Here is a 15,431-nt window from a genome sequence, read left to right on the forward strand (position 1 = left end):
AATCAATCACAATATTGACAACCGCTTAATGAAACGGCCAAACCAACAGTTACATTAAAAACACTGCCATTAAACGCACCCAATCCACTTAGGGCTGGGTCATAATCATCTAAGGATGTTAAACCATATATATAAGCTGTATCTACATAAATAGAGACCTTTTCGTTAATAGCATAATGGATTTCTAAACCACCTAAGAGATTAAGGTAAGACTGCTTGTTATCTCCTAAATTCCCTAAAGGTTTTGCAAAACTAAAACCTGGTCCGGCATGAAAAATAGTACGTAATCTCATTGGCAAAAAACCGATATATTCAGTAGGGTCAAATACAAACTGCGCATTAATACGTGAGTAGTTGATTTTAAACTCTGGAGAGCCATCATCATTCTTAAACCGGTTAAATCCATAGTCCAACTTTACTCCATAAGTGCGTTTAAACATATGCTGAATACCAAGGTTCACAGTTGGGAAATTCACTGATTGTGCATAAGTGCCATCAACAAAACCATCTGTTGTAGGATAGTTAAAACCTACTGCAAAAAGCGCTTTCCACTTAGACGTATCCTTAAGTTGTGCATATCCATTCAAAGTCGCAAAGAAGACGATAAAAAAGAAAATGTAATGTTTTAAACATTGCCGCATCTATAAGTTTTTGGTTTAATTTGTAATATGCTTTATAACGTGCCTTACAAAACTAAGCAATTCTTCTTTGTACTTATTAAGTTAAGCATTGTAGTTGGCGCTTTTTATTTTATTTACTCTAAACTAGCTGAAAATGAAAATCTAGAATTCAGTGATTTTATTGCATTTTTAAGAGAAAATGACACGTTTTCATCCAAAAACATCATTTTTTTACTCATTTTAAGCATTTTTAACTGGTTTTTTGAAATTGTAAAATGGAAGTCTTTGGTAAAATCTATTAAGTATATTTCTTTTAGAGATGCTTTAGTGCAAAGTTTAGGAGGATTAACCGCTTCTTTGATTACGCCAAATCGAATTGGTGATTACGGTGTGAAGGCTGCTTACTTTGTAAAGCAATTCAGAAAACGAATTGTTCTATTAAATCTTTTGGGTAACATAGCACAAATGACCATAACAACCATTTTTGGTGTTGTTGGGTTAATTATTTTTGTTAATCGTTATCAAATTGAAGTGGACTACTATAGAGTTACACGATTTGTGTTTATAATTCTTTTAGTTAGCATTTTTGCTGCTTTTGGAACTAAACACAACCGGTTTAGTATTAAAGGCTATTCTATTGAGCGCATTTTAGAATACATTAAAAACATGGCTTTTAAAATCCATGCCACCAATTTATTGTTTGCTCTAATTCGCTATTTAATTTTTTCATTTCAATTTTACTATTTGCTCACCATTTTTGGAGTTGAAGTTGATTATACCAAAGCTATGGTATTAATCACTAGCATGTACTTTTTAGCGTCCATTGTACCTTCAATTTCAATTTTCGATGTTGTTATAAAAGGAAGTGTTGCAGTTTTCCTGTTCGGTTATGTGCAAGTCAACGAACTCACTATATTGTCAATTATTACCATAATGTGGCTATTGAATTTTGTAATCCCGAGTCTGTTTGGCAGTTATTTTGTATTGAATTTTAAGATGCCAAAAATCGACGAATGATCGCAACTATTATAATCGTCATCATAATTGCTTATCTGATGGTTATCGGAAGTCTGACCTATGGTTTTGATAAAGTTGAAGAGTTTCAACTTCAGGATTTAAAACCTAAGACTAAATTTTCGATAGTAATTCCTTTTCGGGATGAAGCGGAGAATTTACCTAAATTATTGGATTCGATTTCTAATTTAAATTATCCTAAAGATTTGTTTGAAGTCATTTTGGTTGATGATGAGTCTGATGATGGATCGGCCGATATCATATACAACCTTCTCGACACAAAAGATTTCACTGGAACTGACAACATAAAAATTATTCAGAACAATCGCGTTTCAAATTCACCAAAAAAAGATGCGATTACCTCAGCTATAGAAATGACTAACAACGAATGGATTATTACTTCAGATGCCGATTGTGTTTTGCCTGAATATTGGTTAGATACTTTTGATGAATTTATTCAAACCAAGCAACCCAACAGTATTGTGGCACCTGTAACCTATTATGGTCAAACCTCTTTCTTTAACCGTTTTCAAACTTTGGATGTTTTAAGTCTTCAAGGTGCAACAATTGGTGGTTTCGGTTTGCAGAAACCCTTTCTATGTAATGGTGCCAACTTTGCATATCGAAAATCTATTTTTAGAGAGTTGCAAGGATTTGAAGGCAATATGAAAATTGCAAGTGGTGATGATATTTTTTTATTGGAGAAGCTTAAAAATCACGATTCAAAAAAAGTCAATTATTTAAAGAACCCAAAAGCTATTGTTCATACACAACCTGTTTCAAGCTTGCAGCAATTAATTAATCAGCGATTACGTTGGGCCTCTAAAACTAGCCGTAATCCCAATTGGTTTTCTAAGCTATTAGGACTCGTTGTTTTCTTGGCAAATTTAGTTTGTCTGTCATTGGTTCCTCTATTGATTTTTAACCTTATCAGCCCAAGAATGGCGGTTTCCTTATTAGTTATAAAATTAGGGATAGACTTTTTGTTGTTATTTAAAACAGCTCGCTTTTTTAAACAAGAAAACCTTCTGTTATCGTTCCTGTTTTCAAGCTTTTTATACCCTTTCTTTAGTGTTTATATTGTGATTCTCTCTTTGTTTAAATCCTATCATTGGAAAGGCAGAACGTTCAAAAAATAATAACATCTCATATATTTTTGGTAGCTTTACTAAAACCAAGTCATACAACAAATGAAAAAATCACTGTTAATCCTAATTCTTTGTCTTGCGTTTCAGCTAAACCATAGCCAAGAAACCTATACCATCAATGGCGAGACGTTGGAGCTCAAAACTGAAATTGACGGTAAATTAGACCTCCTGTGGAATGTTATCGATGATGAATATCGCTATTTTGTGCGTACCGAAAATGGTACAATTACAGAATTAAAGAACACAAGGGATGAAAACAACGACTATAAAGAGGAGTATAAATCAACGTTGAGTGAACTCACAGGGATGTCCACGGACAAGCTTAAGTTAACACTCTACAGCCTAAGAGCTTATATTGATGCTTATAATAGCTCTGCAGACCCGAACTATACATCGAGTACAACCGAAAGTAAAGCGCAGTTTAGACTGGGATTTTCTGGAGGTATAACCAATAATCCTTTTGTTGGTAATCCTGAAAATAAAAAAACACCAATGATTGGTGCAGAATTAGAAGTCTTAGAAGGCCATGATATGCCAAGACATTCTGGTTTTTTACAAGCAAGACAGACGTTTGACAGTGACGATTTTCCTTACAGCACCACCGAATTTTCATTAGGTTACCGCTTTAGATTTGTTAATACGGAAACATTTTCAATCTATGGACAAGTAAAATTTGCAACGCTGAACCTTTCTAATGCTACATTCACTAATGAAAGCGACATGGAAGTTGACGTCAATGAGACTTCATTTGACATCCCTTTTATTTTCGGAGTAGGTTCTGATATTAAGGTTGGTGAGAACAGCTATATCACATTAATTTATGGAGAATTATTTGCTGCTTTTTTAGATAACCAAGGTAATTTTTCCACAGATATTGCCATAGGCTATAAATTCAACTTGTAAGAATGAGTCTAAGGAATTTTAAGACTTCAAACCCTATATTTAATGGTTATTTTTGGGAGGATGGTAGGTCCTCGTCAAAAACTATGTCTGTTGCTGGCATTTTTTTTAAATCCATGCTCGGCATTATTGTTATTGCAGCCATTACAGGCTATTTGTGGAAGCTCAATGAAGCTGGTACACCCATGCGATGGTTTACCCTAGGTGGCATGCTGGGAGCCATAGTTATGAGTATTTTAATTTCCGTGAGACAACATTGGGCTTACATTTTAGTACCACTTTACGTTGTAGCAAAGGGCTTCTTTTTGGGTGGGTTTTCGTCTTATGCGCATCGTAATTTTCCCGAGCTACCATATCAGGCAATTGGTGTTACTATTGTTACCTTCTTTGTAATGCTCATTTTGTATCAGCTTAGGATCATTGTAGTGACAAAAAAATTACGAAGCGTTATTATAACCGCCACAATTAGTATAATGGTTGTGTATTTAATTTCTTGGATACTTAGTTTTTTCGGGATAAAAACCTATATCTGGGGAACATCTTGGTTTGCTATTGTGTTTAATGTTTTAGCTGCCATAGTAGCTTCATTTGCCTTGTTGTTAGACTTTGATTATATAGAGCGTTATAAGAACAGAGCGCCAAAATACAAAGAGTGGATTGCAACTTGGGGACTTTTGGCAACGCTAATTTGGTTGTATATAGAAGTACTGAGATTGATGCAGAAATTGGCGATACGCTTTTAGTGATTCTTGCAGAGGCGCGAAGTAATTAGAAAAACAAAGTAACTGCTTACTAAACCTATTCAATCTTAACTATCACAGGCAACTCAAAAGCTGTGGTAACTTGCTGCCCACGTTTAATTGCTGGATAGATTTTAGGAATATTTGTTAAGCTTTGAAGTAGTAAGCTATCTATTTCTGGAATTTGAAATTGTGTTTCTGGTTTTATCACCATACTATCAACTTCTAAAAGACCTTTGCTATCTATAACAAGTTTTAAACGAATAGTATCGTTGACATCTTCTGAAACTACAATGTTTTGATCTGCCAGGTATTGATTAACATGAGACAAAAGTGTGTTCTGAAAACAAACCTTACTTTCTTCTTTTGCAGTAATGGAATCGCAACTACTAAACGTAGGATAGGTATCTACATCGTTCCAATTGAAGGTTTGCAATTCTTCCTCAAGCAGATCTTCTGAATTCACTTTTTGCTTTTCAAAATAATCGCAAGATGTAAAGAGAATAATTAAAAAGAGACAAGCAATTCGGTTCATTGGCACATTTTGATACCGAAATGTACGTTTTTTTTTGCGATTTTCAGTTGGCATTCGTTCACTGTAACTTTGGCTTTCTTCTTGCGTCTTATAATTGAATTTAAATTAATTATATGGAAATATTTTTAGTGCTTGTCGCACTACTTTTAATGATATTAGGAGTATTAGGTAGTTTTTTACCTGTATTGCCTGGTCCGCTAACTAGTTGGGTTGGTCTTTTGGTTTTACATTTTACAGAAGGTGTACAAATGAGTCAGACGTTTTTAATAGTTACGCTCTTGGTCGCCATTTTTATATATGTGCTAGATTATATAATTCCGGCGTTGGGAACCAAGCGCTTTGGTGGTAGTAGAGCTGGTATGATTGGTACAACTCTGGGCTTAATTGTAGGTATACTGTCGCCAATTCCCTTTGGAATCATTATCGGTCCATTTGTTGGAGCTCTTATTGGAGAGATGATTCACAGAAACGATATGGAAAAAGCACTTAAGGCAGCGTTTGGATCGTTCTTAGGATTTATAGCTTCTACTTTTTTAAAGTTTATTGTGGCCATAATATTCTTAGGCTTTTTTATAGTAAAACTTTCTGAGCATAATGCCAGTTGGTTCTAAAAAGTAAAAAACCTAGTTACAACGTGTGTAACTAGGTTTAGTTTTCTTGCTATTAACTCAACAATTACTTAAGAGGGATTAATTAATTCTTGTTGACTTGGGATAAATATAAGTAAGCAGTTCAAATTTTTGTTGTGGAAAAACCATAGACTTGATGCGGAAAAACCGTAGTTTTCAGCATTGGTAAGCCTTTTGGAAGTTTTATTTAGCAGTAGAAAACGCTGTTTTTTTTTACAAATACCCTTTTTCTCGTGCTTCTTGCAACAAACTTTCGTCCTTACCATCTGTTACTGAAAATAATAGCTTAAGTTGCTTTTTTCGTTTTTCTATGGCGCTTGTTGATAATGGGATATACTCACTAAGGCTTTTGGTTTTTATCCCTTGAGATAATAAATGTAGAATTTTTCTATTAACATCATCCACGTATATTTCGCTAGTAATGGTCTTTTTTACATAATTACTTACAGTACTACTGTAATATGGTGGATACTTTAAAATTTGCTGAAATGCATCTGCCAGCTCCATGGATGTTAAATCACTTTTTATAAGAAAACCGTCTGGGTTTATTTCTTTTATGATATTATGAATCCTAAACGATTCATTAAACATGGTCAGAATAATAATTTTGGCCTCCGGTAAAACTTTTTTTGCCAAAAGGGCAAGGTCTTCGCCCGAAGCGTATTTACCATCCTCTGATGGTGGTAAGCTAATATCAAAAAAACAAACATCGTAAGGTGTATCTTTTGATGCTCTATTGATCATTAATTGTGCTGTGTCACAGTTATTGGCAGTGTCAATAAGCAAGGTTTGGTCGTCTTCTTTTGTTGCCATTAACACATTTTGGTAGCCCTCGATAATTATAGGGTGATCATCTACCATAAGGATATTAATATGTTTCATGTCGATTGGTTTGAGTAGGGAATCTTAACATTAACAATTGTACCATCACCAGATTGAGAGGTAAAGGTAATTTTTCCATTAATATCTTCTACACGAGATGTCATATTTTTTAAACCAATTCCTTTTTTGTTCTTTGATGTGTCAAATCCCTCTCCATCGTCAATGATGTCTAGGCAAATTACATTTTTTTCTAACGAAATGCTAATTTTAATGGCTTTAGCATTAGCATGTTTGTAGATATTCTGCATGGACTCTTGAATAATTCTGTAGATATTAATTTTGGTTTTATTGGATACAGAATCCCAGCTAATATCGTCCGTATAATCAAAATCGTATGTTAAGCCATAAGCTTGAGTCTGATTCTCAATAAGCTCTGAAACAATATCCATAAACCCAGTACCGGAAACAAAATCCGTATTTAACTCATGAGATATTTTTCGGATATCTTCTTCTATACTTTTAAGCTGACCAATGTAATTGGCTCTGGTCATCATCGCTTCTTTACCATCTTTAAAATTAATGCTGTCTAAACTAAGTCGCGTACCGAACAGACGTCCAAGCACACCATCATGTAATTCTTCTGAAATTCTTTTTTTCTCTTGAGTTCTGGCTTCGTCTACCTTATCCTGTTGCCCAAGCATAAGGTTATAAATATCTTCATTTGCCTTTTGTTGAACCTGTATGAGTTTTAATTTTCTGTTTTTAGCGCGTTGGGATATCACAATGAAAACGAGTACCGCTGTTAACAAAAGTCCAATTGACAAAAAGACTAGGTACAGGTTTTCTTTAGATATTTGCTCGTTTTCGGCTTCTAGTTGGTCGGTTTCAAATTCAATTCTGGCGTATTTATTTCTAACATTTCTTTCTTCCTTTAACAAGCTGTCCGTAAGCTTAATATGTTCTTCTAAATAATTCTTACTTTCTTCTCCCTTGGTTAAAGTTGCCAAAAGCAACATAGACTCTAAATAAAGATCGTTAATGGATATGTCTTTTGAAATCTTGTAACTCTGTTTAGAATAGATAAGTGAAGAATCCAAACGGTTATTGGCTTTATAAAATTTCGCCAAATCTATAGATACTGCTAATTTTGTATAAGGATCTCCTAAACTGTCTGCGATTTTTAGAGCGCTTTTAAAATCTTTTTCTAATGTAGAATAATTATAATTTCCTGATAAAAATTTTGTAAAAGCATAGTTATCCAAAATCAAAGCGTGAAATACTAGATCGTTTTTTTTTAGATTTTCATTATTTGCTAAATCCTCATAAATTTCTAAAGCCTTATCATAATCTCCTTTTGCACGATATGGTAGTGCCAAATCGTTTTGTGAATCCAACAACAAGTCATTACCTCCATCTATTTTTCTTGTAAGTTCAATGGCTTGGTTATGATAATCAATTGACTTATCGTAATTCTCTAACTTATAAGATAAACTACCCAGAAGACTAAGAACCAGATACCTGTCTAAAGCCTTATCTATGTTGTTTAATTTATTGAAAATTTTTAATGCTTCAACAGCATTCTGTTCACTCCCTAGATAATCCTTTTCTTGATTTTGAATTGCTGCAATTGCATATAAAACTTCAGCTTTTTTCTGTAAATTACCTAAATTGTCAAAATATCTTAGTGCTTCAACTAAATAAGCATAAGCGGTAGTGTTATCACCTCCTATTTGATAATAATACCAGCCTAAATTTTGAGCCGAAAATGCAATGGCTGAGGAATCAATTATTTTTCTAGCTAATTTTAGATTATTTGTGGTCTGATCTTTAAATTTTACGTAATCACCATTAATTAAAAGCGCATAGCTCAAGTTTCTGTTAGAGCGTAAAATAAGTGAATCAATATTAGATCGCTTTGAAAGTTCACTGGCCTTTTTTGCAAAATTAAGTCTTTCTTTTGCTGATAAAGAATTATCATTAAATGATTTATTGTATTCTCTTATCGAATCAAGTAGAGCAAAACTTTCCTGGGCTGCCAAAGGCAATGTTAAAAATAGAAAACAAAAAAAGAAAAGTTTAGATTTCAAGAATTTTATGGCGTTGGTATAGAATCAAATTTAGAGTTTTTTAATGAAGAAATAAAAAAATTACATACATATAAAAAGCCCATAACAAATTGCTATGGGCTTGTATCATTTTAAAACTTAAAATATTATCCTTGACTAGGCATTTTTAATTTTTTTACTTTACCATGAGCGATCAAGTTAATTTTAGTTTCTTGCTTTATGGTCTTAGCATCTACATAGTCATTTTGATCTGATTGCACACCAGACACGGTTAACATAGCAATTGCAACTAAGGCTAAAGTAATTTTTAGGGTTCTCATAAGTATCAATTTAGGGTTTATTAAATAGTCAATATTAAAATTGCGTAACGACTGTCGTTACATTGAGGGAGGGAATGGATAATTAACTATTCTTTAGGTTTAAGCCTAAAATTGTACTAAAGAAAAACGAGGGATGTTTTCTAAACAGAAAGTCTATAAGTAAAATGGATTAAATTAAAGCTGAAATAACTTTAACGAGGGAGAACGAATATATAATTATTTGAAAGATTAACAACTAAATCATCGATAAAATGTATTTTTTTATCGATTAAATACTAAATTTGTTAATTTTATTACTATAAGAACAAAGCCCCAACTCAATTGGGGCTTCATAACTAACACTAAAAAAACAAATTGTTATGCACAATTATTCTGTTAAGGGTTTTGATGAATTATAATTCGTTCTAATTTATACTTAAGTTTAATGAAAAAACAGTAATTGAGGTTGTTCCAGAACCTGTTAATCTTTGTCCCCAGATTTCAATATAATCATTGGGAGCAAGTTCTACAGTACCAGAAATAGCGTTACTTGATATATCTGAAGTATTATTTACTCTCATTAAGGTATTTGTTTCAGTAAGTGTTGTTGTACCATTTTTTCTTATAAAAAAGGCATAATAATCTCCTACACCCGAGTTGCCTCTAATGGACAGCGCAGCACTAAGCTGAAATGTCCTTGTTTTATCACCAGTGTAGGTAATTCTATTGTCTTGGGTAGACATGGTCCGTAATTCATTAACCAATGTTGTACTATTACTATTTCCATTACCCCTAAGGTTAAATGGGTTGTTGTCAGTAGTCGATTGAACAAATCCAGTGGTTATAGTTCCGTCATAATAAATATTACCACTACTTACCTCATCAGATTCTACTGGTATACCAGGACAATTAACCGTCCAAGAATTATCAAAATTATATCCAGAATATGACCCTACACTATAGCCATCTATGTACTGACTACTCGTACCAGAGAAACTGACACCGGTTAATACTGCATTGTTAACTGTTGGGTTACTGCTAACATCTATACCAACATCAGTACCATCAATTAACATGTAGCCACCTTGTTTTTGAATAAAAGCAAAAGTCCCAGAATAAGTTTCAAAAACGCCAGAATTAGTAGATTGCCACGCTGTATTACTTATTAAAAGATCATCGATATCCGTATAAGTAATACCACCTGAATTACCAGCAAATTGCACAATGCTCATAAACACCAATTGAAAGCCAGATATAGTACCTACCGCATTAGAATTAGCAATAACAGCATCCCTTATTATAAGATTATCAGTAGTTGTGCCCGAGAGATTAAATACAGTACCACCAGCAGCAACTAGGGTTGTATTTTTAATAAGACCGCCTTTTGTACTAACAAACATTGTACCTCCGGTTTTTAACAAAACATCTTCGTAGGTATCCCTTCCAGATATAAAAGCGTTATTAATATCTATAGGATAGGCCAAATTTATTGTACCATTGATTTCATAAAAAGTGTTTTCTGAGAGTAGGTATTTTGAGCCACCTCCTGCTGTTAGTTCCTCACTTAAGTCAGCAACCGATTTTATTAATTTGTAATTGTCTCGCGTTTTAGATTTGAGATTTACCCACTGGCTAGAACTATAATAGTAAAACGAATTTTCTGTTGTGTCGAACACCAGTAGCCCGTTAGCAGGGTTTGAAATAGCAATTCTTTGGGCGCTTGTCATTCTTGGTGCCAACATTCCTTTTGAGGTAGAGCTCACATCTAGCATGGAAGATTCATCTGGAGTGAGCGTGCCTATACCCACTTGGGCAAAGCTATTAAAGCTAATGAATAAAGCGATAAGGCATTTAGTGAAGATTACTTTTCGGTTAAGATTTTTCATAATTAATATTTTAAGATTTTAGTAGATTTTTGGGTATTGTCACTTTTTACGTCCACTATATAGATTCCGTTTGGATGAGCAAATGGTATGGCAATAGTGCTATTGTTATTTAGATTATCTTGTTTTTTTATGATTAATTGACCTAGGGTGTTATAAATTTCAATACAGTCTATGTGAATGTTCTTGTTGTTTTTAACTATTATAGACTCTAAACCGTTATAAAAAACTTGTAACTCTTTTAGGCTATTATCCTCAACTTGTAGAACATCTAAAGCCTCAAAGGCTATAACGAACCTGTTGTTATAAACACCTATTGGCAAACTAAATTCATAGTCAGACGCTGTTAAGTCAATTTCCGTATTGGTATAGGTATCTCGTAGATAAACCGAATGGTTGAAATTCTCCAGAGCATCTATAGTGATTTTATGATTACCCAGTTCTGAAATTTTTATCCCTAGCGGAAACTCCATTTGCGTAGCAAATTCTCCAACACCTTGTATTACATATTGTAGATCATCATTGTCTTCAATAACGAAATAAGCATCATTATCCCTTAAATCAAACATTTTGGCATCGTAGCCCATGTTATAATCGAGATTTGCTGCAGAGTTGGGTAAGAACCCTAGCAATAACTGTCTATGAAACCCTCCAGGGTTTTCGTAACCTATTCTTATGTATTTATTTAAGTCATTAGCGTTGCTATTTGATCGATAGAAAGTAGTTTCCGTTGAAGACTCTGTTTTATACGCCCGTTGTGCATTATTGAATTGAATTGTACCATTGGAAGACGCCTGTACAAAAAATCCTTGACCTACAGAAACATATTGTGTTGGCGAGGTCACTGAGCCAGAAGTTCCTATTCCGTAAATTAATGGTGATGCTACTGAAGGCGGTGTTCCACCTGTTAGGTTCTTTACACCATAACCGCCCAGATAATCTGTTAAATAATGAGACGTAGAGCCTCCATCAACCCAAAAATATAATGCGTCAACAACGCTAGCGTTGTCGGTTAAAAATTGATCTGCATCCAAAGCGGAAGGATACGGATTGCCTAAAAGGGCATGCTCACCAGAATTTATGGTAAAAGTATAATCACCGTTATTGGGTTCACCATAAAACACATAATTTTGATACGAAGATGATGTACCTGTGCCTTTCATGGTGTATCCTTGCCCGGGATTTAACGTTGTGTTTTCATCTATATGCAACCAATCTGCATAAGAACCATTGCCAGCCATATAGGTATATAGCCAATATTTATTTATGGTAAGCGCATTAGTGACATTTCCGCTCACATCAGTTACAGAAGGAAGACCGTTGTAGGGCGCACCGTTATTTAAATTAATAGCTTGTGGGCTAAAAGGGTTTAATTCAGCGTCAGAACCGTCAAACAAACAACTGGCTATTGAAAAAACAGCGCTTCGGTTTACTGGTGAAGACCAATAATTATATTTATAAACCGAGCTCTCACCTTGCTGATCCTTTAGCAATTTTCCAGCACCAAATGTATTTGTGTTTGAACCAGAATGCATTTGTATAAGTTGTGACTCGCCCATCAACCTCAAATCTCCGTTTTTTAAGTACAGTGAATTTTGCAGGTTAAGAACCCTGTTGTCCTCTACGCGGACACCTTTAGTATTTGCCGCTGTTACATCTAGCTCTAAATTGTAAAAATTAACCGTATCAGCAGTGCCTGAAATTTGAATTAAATTGTTGCTAGCGCTTTTAAAAAATGTTGTTCCGGAATTTGCAACTGTACTACCATTATTAATAAAATTGTTGTTTAATTGCAAATTGCCATCAGAGTTATGGTTGCCATTGTTTACATACTCGTCTGTAAACTTAACGTCGGTACCACTAACGATTTTTAAGTCGCCATGATTACTGATTTGGGCATTTAAGGACGTTACACAAACCGTTAAGATTGTGGTGATTAGATAGTAGTGTATTTTCATAGTACATTTGGGTTAGGTTATTTTAGATTAATTTCAGATAAGAACCTCTAAATCTCTTGCTATTTGAGGCCGTGTTGCAAATACTAGAAAAACCTTCAACAGTGAGCGGTTTATTTAAATATCCCGAACAATAAGGATTGTTATCTGAATTTAGGATGTCCTCAGGGTATAGTGACGATGAGAGCATGTAGATTTTAGGCAATTGAGCAAGATATAGTTCTTGTTTCTTTAACTCCTCTATAAACTCAAAGCCATTCATTTGAGGCATATTAATATCGAGCAATATCAGATCTGGAGGCACCAAGGTTTTGGACTTGCTGCTTAAACGACATAGCTTTAAATAATTGAGCGCTGAAATTCCATTAGTAAAATTTCTGGTTTTAATCTCCGGATCATATTTCTCAATTATTTTTTTACATATAAACAAATCTATTTTGTTATCGTCTATAAGCATTACATTAGAAATCATACTACTTTTTTTTAGGTAAATTGGGGATTGTTATTTTAAAAGTTGTGCCATTGGCAACATCGCTATCTAAACTTATGGTTCCGTTTAGATCTTCTACGATACATTTAACTATGTAAAGACCTAAGCCAGTACCTTGTACACCTTCGTTGCTAACTCTATAGTAAAGATCAAACACTTTATCTTGGTTCTCTTTACGTATACCCAGCCCATTATCTGAGATGATTATATCTATAGTGTTTGCGTGTTGTTCTACATTTATTTTAATAAGGGGTTTATAGTTCGTAGACAAAGTTTTTTTATAATTGATGGCATTCTGAATTAAATTTTGAAATACAGAGTTTAGCAGCTCTTTACTCGAATAAAAGCGTTTGGTTTGCTTTACATTTATTTTGAAACCAATTTCATCAAAACCATCAAGCCCACTAAGTGATTCAATAGATTTTTCAATTTCTTTCTTAAAGTTGATGGCACTTACGTCTAATTTTTTCTGTGATATAGATGAGGCAAATGCAAGATTATCAAAAAGTAATTTTCCTTTTTGAAGACTCATGCTTAATAAATCTACTAATTCTGCAGTGCTACTATCAATATTTTCCTCTTTTATTAATGCTAACAAACCTTCTGCCGAGGTTAATGGTGCTTTGAGATCGTGTGCAGATCTATACAAAAAAAGCTCAAGATCCCTGGTTTTTTGTCGTAGGCGATTTTCAAGGCTTTTTCGTTCGGTGACGTCTATCATAAATGCTGATAAGAAATGCTCCTTTCCGCAGAACCATCCGTTTACAGCAAATTCTACAGGAAACGCTCGCCCATCTTTTTTAAGCGCATTCATTTCTAAAGTATCGCCTTCTCTAACATTACCTAAGTCATTTTTAATCTTAAGCAACTCTCTTACACCTGTCTCTATCTGCGGTTTGGAAATGAGCATAGAAAAGCATCTTCCTATAACTTCATCTTCTTTATAGCCAAATGCAACTTCAGCGCCTTTGTTCCATTCTTTTATAATACCATTACTATCTGTTACAACAACGATTCCTAAGTTATGTGACTTTAGGATATTTTTATACTTGGTTTGGATATCGTTTAGCTCTCTTAAAATATTTACATTCTTTGTTTTAAGCTCAGTAGTAATTTTAGCATAAGACACCTCATCGTATTTATCTAAAACAGGTTGTACTTCTGATAAATAAAGTTCTTTATTATAGCTGTCTTGGCATCTAGCAAATTGAAAATCACTAGATTTTTTCTCATTAAATACCTCAGCGATTTTAGATTTTATGGCATCGTGATAAGCTATATCAATAAAATCGTAGATATAAGACCCAACCAGTTCGTCGTAGTCCTTATTTAAGGATGTGCTCTGTGCCCTAATTATCTTAGCTCTTTTATTAACAGAAAGGATAACTTTCTCTAAATTTTTAAACTCAACTTTTTCTCCTAGCGCAACAGTAGTATCTATGTTTTGATTTTGGTAATAATCGGTAATATCATTATAGACAGAAAGGTATTTTGTAATACAATCTTTTTTATCTTTTATTGGATATACTGTGGTTTGCAACCAATAGTGTCTAGATTCTGAAATTTTATGAAACAGTACACCTTTCCATACGTCACCCTTTTTTAAGGTTTTCCACAAATTTTTGTATACTTTATTGGTGTGTAAATGCGATTTTAAAATTTCATTTTCCTCTCCGAGGATAAGATTTCTAGATGTGCCAACAAGATTACAGAAATTATCGTTGACATAAATGACACGACCAAATCTATCATTTACAGATATTACGAGGTGGTCTTCTAGAGTACTTAGTATTCTAGCGTTTTGTCCTTTTAAGTTGAAGTTTTCAAGTTTTGGGGCTTGCATACATTCTTTTTTTCTTCCATACAATATTGTATGGCCTTTTCTACGTCATCAAATATTTTAAAAGGCTTTTTTGGCTCATAGATTCTTTTGTAGGTAAGAACTAAGAGTTTTCCTTTAATTGAGTTTGTAATAAAGACTTCATAAGTTATATACTGGCGAAAATTTTCACTAATTGCCAATGATTTAAAAGCCTCTACAGTAAAATTACAAACCACATTTCTTAGATCTACCAGTAATGGCATGCGCTTTCCTCTGGTTAAATCTTCAACAGCTTTTAAAAAGCATCCCATATCTTTATCCGTTAACTTGTGATTGAGATTGGTATTTAAAAACTGACAGAATAGAATATTTCTTTCTATCCAAAATCTAACTATTTTAAAGTCGTATGATAATGTGGTCGACATGTAAATTTTTAAACTCTCTTTTTTTATTGCCAAAGGCGTGCCAAGTGTAGAATTCTTTTGCAATAAAATTATAACACAATGAT

Annotated in this window: 15 protein-coding genes; 5 read left to right on the forward strand and 10 right to left on the reverse strand. The window is 33.7% G+C overall.

Features of this window, described 5'->3' with window-relative positions; all coding sequences use genetic code 11:
- Positions 1 to 2 precede the first annotated feature (2 nt).
- Positions 3 to 641, reverse strand: a complete 639-nt coding sequence (locus ACQ65V_RS03365) for a cell envelope biogenesis protein OmpA (protein ID WP_430466870.1) — start codon at positions 639 to 641, stop codon at positions 3 to 5.
- Between the two features lie 27 nt (positions 642 to 668).
- On the opposite strand from ACQ65V_RS03365, the gene ACQ65V_RS03370 reads away from it, so the two are divergent.
- From ACQ65V_RS03370 to ACQ65V_RS03385, 4 genes are read left to right on the forward strand one after another with little or no spacing between them, the layout of a single operon-like run.
- Positions 669 to 1,637: a lysylphosphatidylglycerol synthase domain-containing protein gene (locus ACQ65V_RS03370; protein WP_430466871.1), complete on the forward strand. Its 969-nt coding sequence runs from the start codon at positions 669 to 671 to the stop codon at positions 1,635 to 1,637.
- Positions 1,634 to 2,773 carry a glycosyltransferase family 2 protein gene (locus ACQ65V_RS03375; RefSeq protein WP_430466872.1) on the forward strand — a complete coding sequence of 380 codons (1,140 nt, stop codon included), beginning with the start codon at positions 1,634 to 1,636 and terminating at the stop codon, positions 2,771 to 2,773. Before ACQ65V_RS03370 ends, ACQ65V_RS03375 begins: the two co-directional genes overlap by 4 nt.
- Positions 2,774 to 2,824: 51 nt before the next feature.
- The gene (locus ACQ65V_RS03380; RefSeq protein WP_430466873.1) at positions 2,825 to 3,685 is read left to right on the forward strand and encodes a hypothetical protein; all 861 of its coding nucleotides are present in this window, start codon (positions 2,825 to 2,827) and stop codon (positions 3,683 to 3,685) included.
- A gap of 2 nt (positions 3,686 to 3,687) precedes the next feature.
- Complete coding sequence (locus tag ACQ65V_RS03385) at positions 3,688 to 4,425, forward strand: Bax inhibitor-1/YccA family protein (RefSeq protein WP_273291589.1); 738 nt, start codon at positions 3,688 to 3,690, stop codon at positions 4,423 to 4,425.
- Positions 4,426 to 4,480: 55 nt separating this feature from the next.
- Here the strand turns inward: ACQ65V_RS03385 and ACQ65V_RS03390 are convergent, their stop codons facing one another.
- A complete protein-coding gene (locus ACQ65V_RS03390) occupies positions 4,481 to 5,011 on the reverse strand; it encodes a hypothetical protein (protein ID WP_430466874.1) in 531 nt (176 codons plus the stop codon).
- A 59-nt stretch (positions 5,012 to 5,070) separates the two neighbouring features.
- On the opposite strand from ACQ65V_RS03390, the gene ACQ65V_RS03395 reads away from it, so the two are divergent.
- Complete coding sequence (locus ACQ65V_RS03395; protein WP_430466875.1) at positions 5,071 to 5,568, forward strand: DUF456 domain-containing protein; 498 nt, start codon at positions 5,071 to 5,073, stop codon at positions 5,566 to 5,568.
- A 231-nt stretch (positions 5,569 to 5,799) separates the two neighbouring features.
- On the opposite strand, the gene ACQ65V_RS03400 is transcribed toward ACQ65V_RS03395, so the two are convergent.
- From ACQ65V_RS03400 to ACQ65V_RS03435, 8 genes are all read right to left on the reverse strand, one after another.
- On the reverse strand, positions 5,800 to 6,468 hold the full coding sequence (locus ACQ65V_RS03400) for a response regulator (protein ID WP_155088183.1): 669 nt from the start codon (positions 6,466 to 6,468) through the stop codon (positions 5,800 to 5,802).
- The gene (locus tag ACQ65V_RS03405) at positions 6,465 to 8,447 is read right to left on the reverse strand and encodes a sensor histidine kinase (protein ID WP_430466876.1); all 1,983 of its coding nucleotides are present in this window, start codon (positions 8,445 to 8,447) and stop codon (positions 6,465 to 6,467) included. The genes ACQ65V_RS03400 and ACQ65V_RS03405 overlap by 4 nt, the downstream gene beginning before the upstream one ends.
- Positions 8,448 to 8,620: 173 nt before the next feature.
- Complete coding sequence (locus ACQ65V_RS03410) at positions 8,621 to 8,794, reverse strand: hypothetical protein (protein ID WP_273291578.1); 174 nt, start codon at positions 8,792 to 8,794, stop codon at positions 8,621 to 8,623.
- Positions 8,795 to 9,198: 404 nt separating this feature from the next.
- Positions 9,199 to 10,659 (reverse strand): hypothetical protein, encoded by a 1,461-nt coding sequence (locus tag ACQ65V_RS03415; RefSeq protein WP_430466877.1) that lies wholly within the window; start codon positions 10,657 to 10,659, stop codon positions 9,199 to 9,201.
- Between the two features lie 2 nt (positions 10,660 to 10,661).
- Positions 10,662 to 12,614, reverse strand: a complete 1,953-nt coding sequence (locus tag ACQ65V_RS03420; protein ID WP_430466878.1) for a T9SS type A sorting domain-containing protein — start codon at positions 12,612 to 12,614, stop codon at positions 10,662 to 10,664.
- 22 nt (positions 12,615 to 12,636) lie between these two features.
- On the reverse strand, positions 12,637 to 13,083 hold the full coding sequence (locus ACQ65V_RS03425; protein ID WP_430466879.1) for a response regulator: 447 nt from the start codon (positions 13,081 to 13,083) through the stop codon (positions 12,637 to 12,639).
- A gap of 1 nt (position 13,084) precedes the next feature.
- A complete protein-coding gene (locus ACQ65V_RS03430) occupies positions 13,085 to 14,944 on the reverse strand; it encodes a PAS domain S-box protein (RefSeq protein ID WP_430466880.1) in 1,860 nt (619 codons plus the stop codon).
- Positions 14,911 to 15,348 (reverse strand): hypothetical protein, encoded by a 438-nt coding sequence (locus ACQ65V_RS03435; protein WP_430466881.1) that lies wholly within the window; start codon positions 15,346 to 15,348, stop codon positions 14,911 to 14,913. Before ACQ65V_RS03435 ends, ACQ65V_RS03430 begins: the two co-directional genes overlap by 34 nt.
- Positions 15,349 to 15,431: the final 83 nt, after the last annotated feature.

Origin of the sequence: Winogradskyella ouciana (assembly GCF_965284585.1) — a bacterium.
Classification (GTDB): Bacteria; Bacteroidota; Bacteroidia; order Flavobacteriales; family Flavobacteriaceae; genus Winogradskyella; species Winogradskyella ouciana.

What these genes read in the sequence shown, in the direction of transcription:
- ACQ65V_RS03425 (WP_430466879.1), bottom strand. Translation starts at nt 13,083, where the DNA reads ATGATTTCTAATGTAATGCTTATAGACGATAACAAAATAGATTTGTTT.
- ACQ65V_RS03365 (WP_430466870.1), bottom strand. Translation starts at nt 641, where the DNA reads ATGCGGCAATGTTTAAAACATTACATTTTCTTTTTTATCGTCTTCTTT.
- ACQ65V_RS03385 (WP_273291589.1), top strand. Translation starts at nt 3,688, where the DNA reads ATGAGTCTAAGGAATTTTAAGACTTCAAACCCTATATTTAATGGTTAT.
- ACQ65V_RS03410 (WP_273291578.1), bottom strand. Translation starts at nt 8,794, where the DNA reads ATGAGAACCCTAAAAATTACTTTAGCCTTAGTTGCAATTGCTATGTTA.
- ACQ65V_RS03390 (WP_430466874.1), bottom strand. Translation starts at nt 5,011, where the DNA reads ATGCCAACTGAAAATCGCAAAAAAAAACGTACATTTCGGTATCAAAAT.
- ACQ65V_RS03430 (WP_430466880.1), bottom strand. Translation starts at nt 14,944, where the DNA reads ATGCAAGCCCCAAAACTTGAAAACTTCAACTTAAAAGGACAAAACGCT.
- ACQ65V_RS03375 (WP_430466872.1), top strand. Translation starts at nt 1,634, where the DNA reads ATGATCGCAACTATTATAATCGTCATCATAATTGCTTATCTGATGGTT.
- ACQ65V_RS03395 (WP_430466875.1), top strand. Translation starts at nt 5,071, where the DNA reads ATGGAAATATTTTTAGTGCTTGTCGCACTACTTTTAATGATATTAGGA.
- ACQ65V_RS03380 (WP_430466873.1), top strand. Translation starts at nt 2,825, where the DNA reads ATGAAAAAATCACTGTTAATCCTAATTCTTTGTCTTGCGTTTCAGCTA.
- ACQ65V_RS03420 (WP_430466878.1), bottom strand. Translation starts at nt 12,614, where the DNA reads ATGAAAATACACTACTATCTAATCACCACAATCTTAACGGTTTGTGTA.
- ACQ65V_RS03370 (WP_430466871.1), top strand. Translation starts at nt 669, where the DNA reads ATGCTTTATAACGTGCCTTACAAAACTAAGCAATTCTTCTTTGTACTT.
- ACQ65V_RS03415 (WP_430466877.1), bottom strand. Translation starts at nt 10,659, where the DNA reads ATGAAAAATCTTAACCGAAAAGTAATCTTCACTAAATGCCTTATCGCT.
- ACQ65V_RS03400 (WP_155088183.1), bottom strand. Translation starts at nt 6,468, where the DNA reads ATGAAACATATTAATATCCTTATGGTAGATGATCACCCTATAATTATC.
- ACQ65V_RS03435 (WP_430466881.1), bottom strand. Translation starts at nt 15,348, where the DNA reads ATGTCGACCACATTATCATACGACTTTAAAATAGTTAGATTTTGGATA.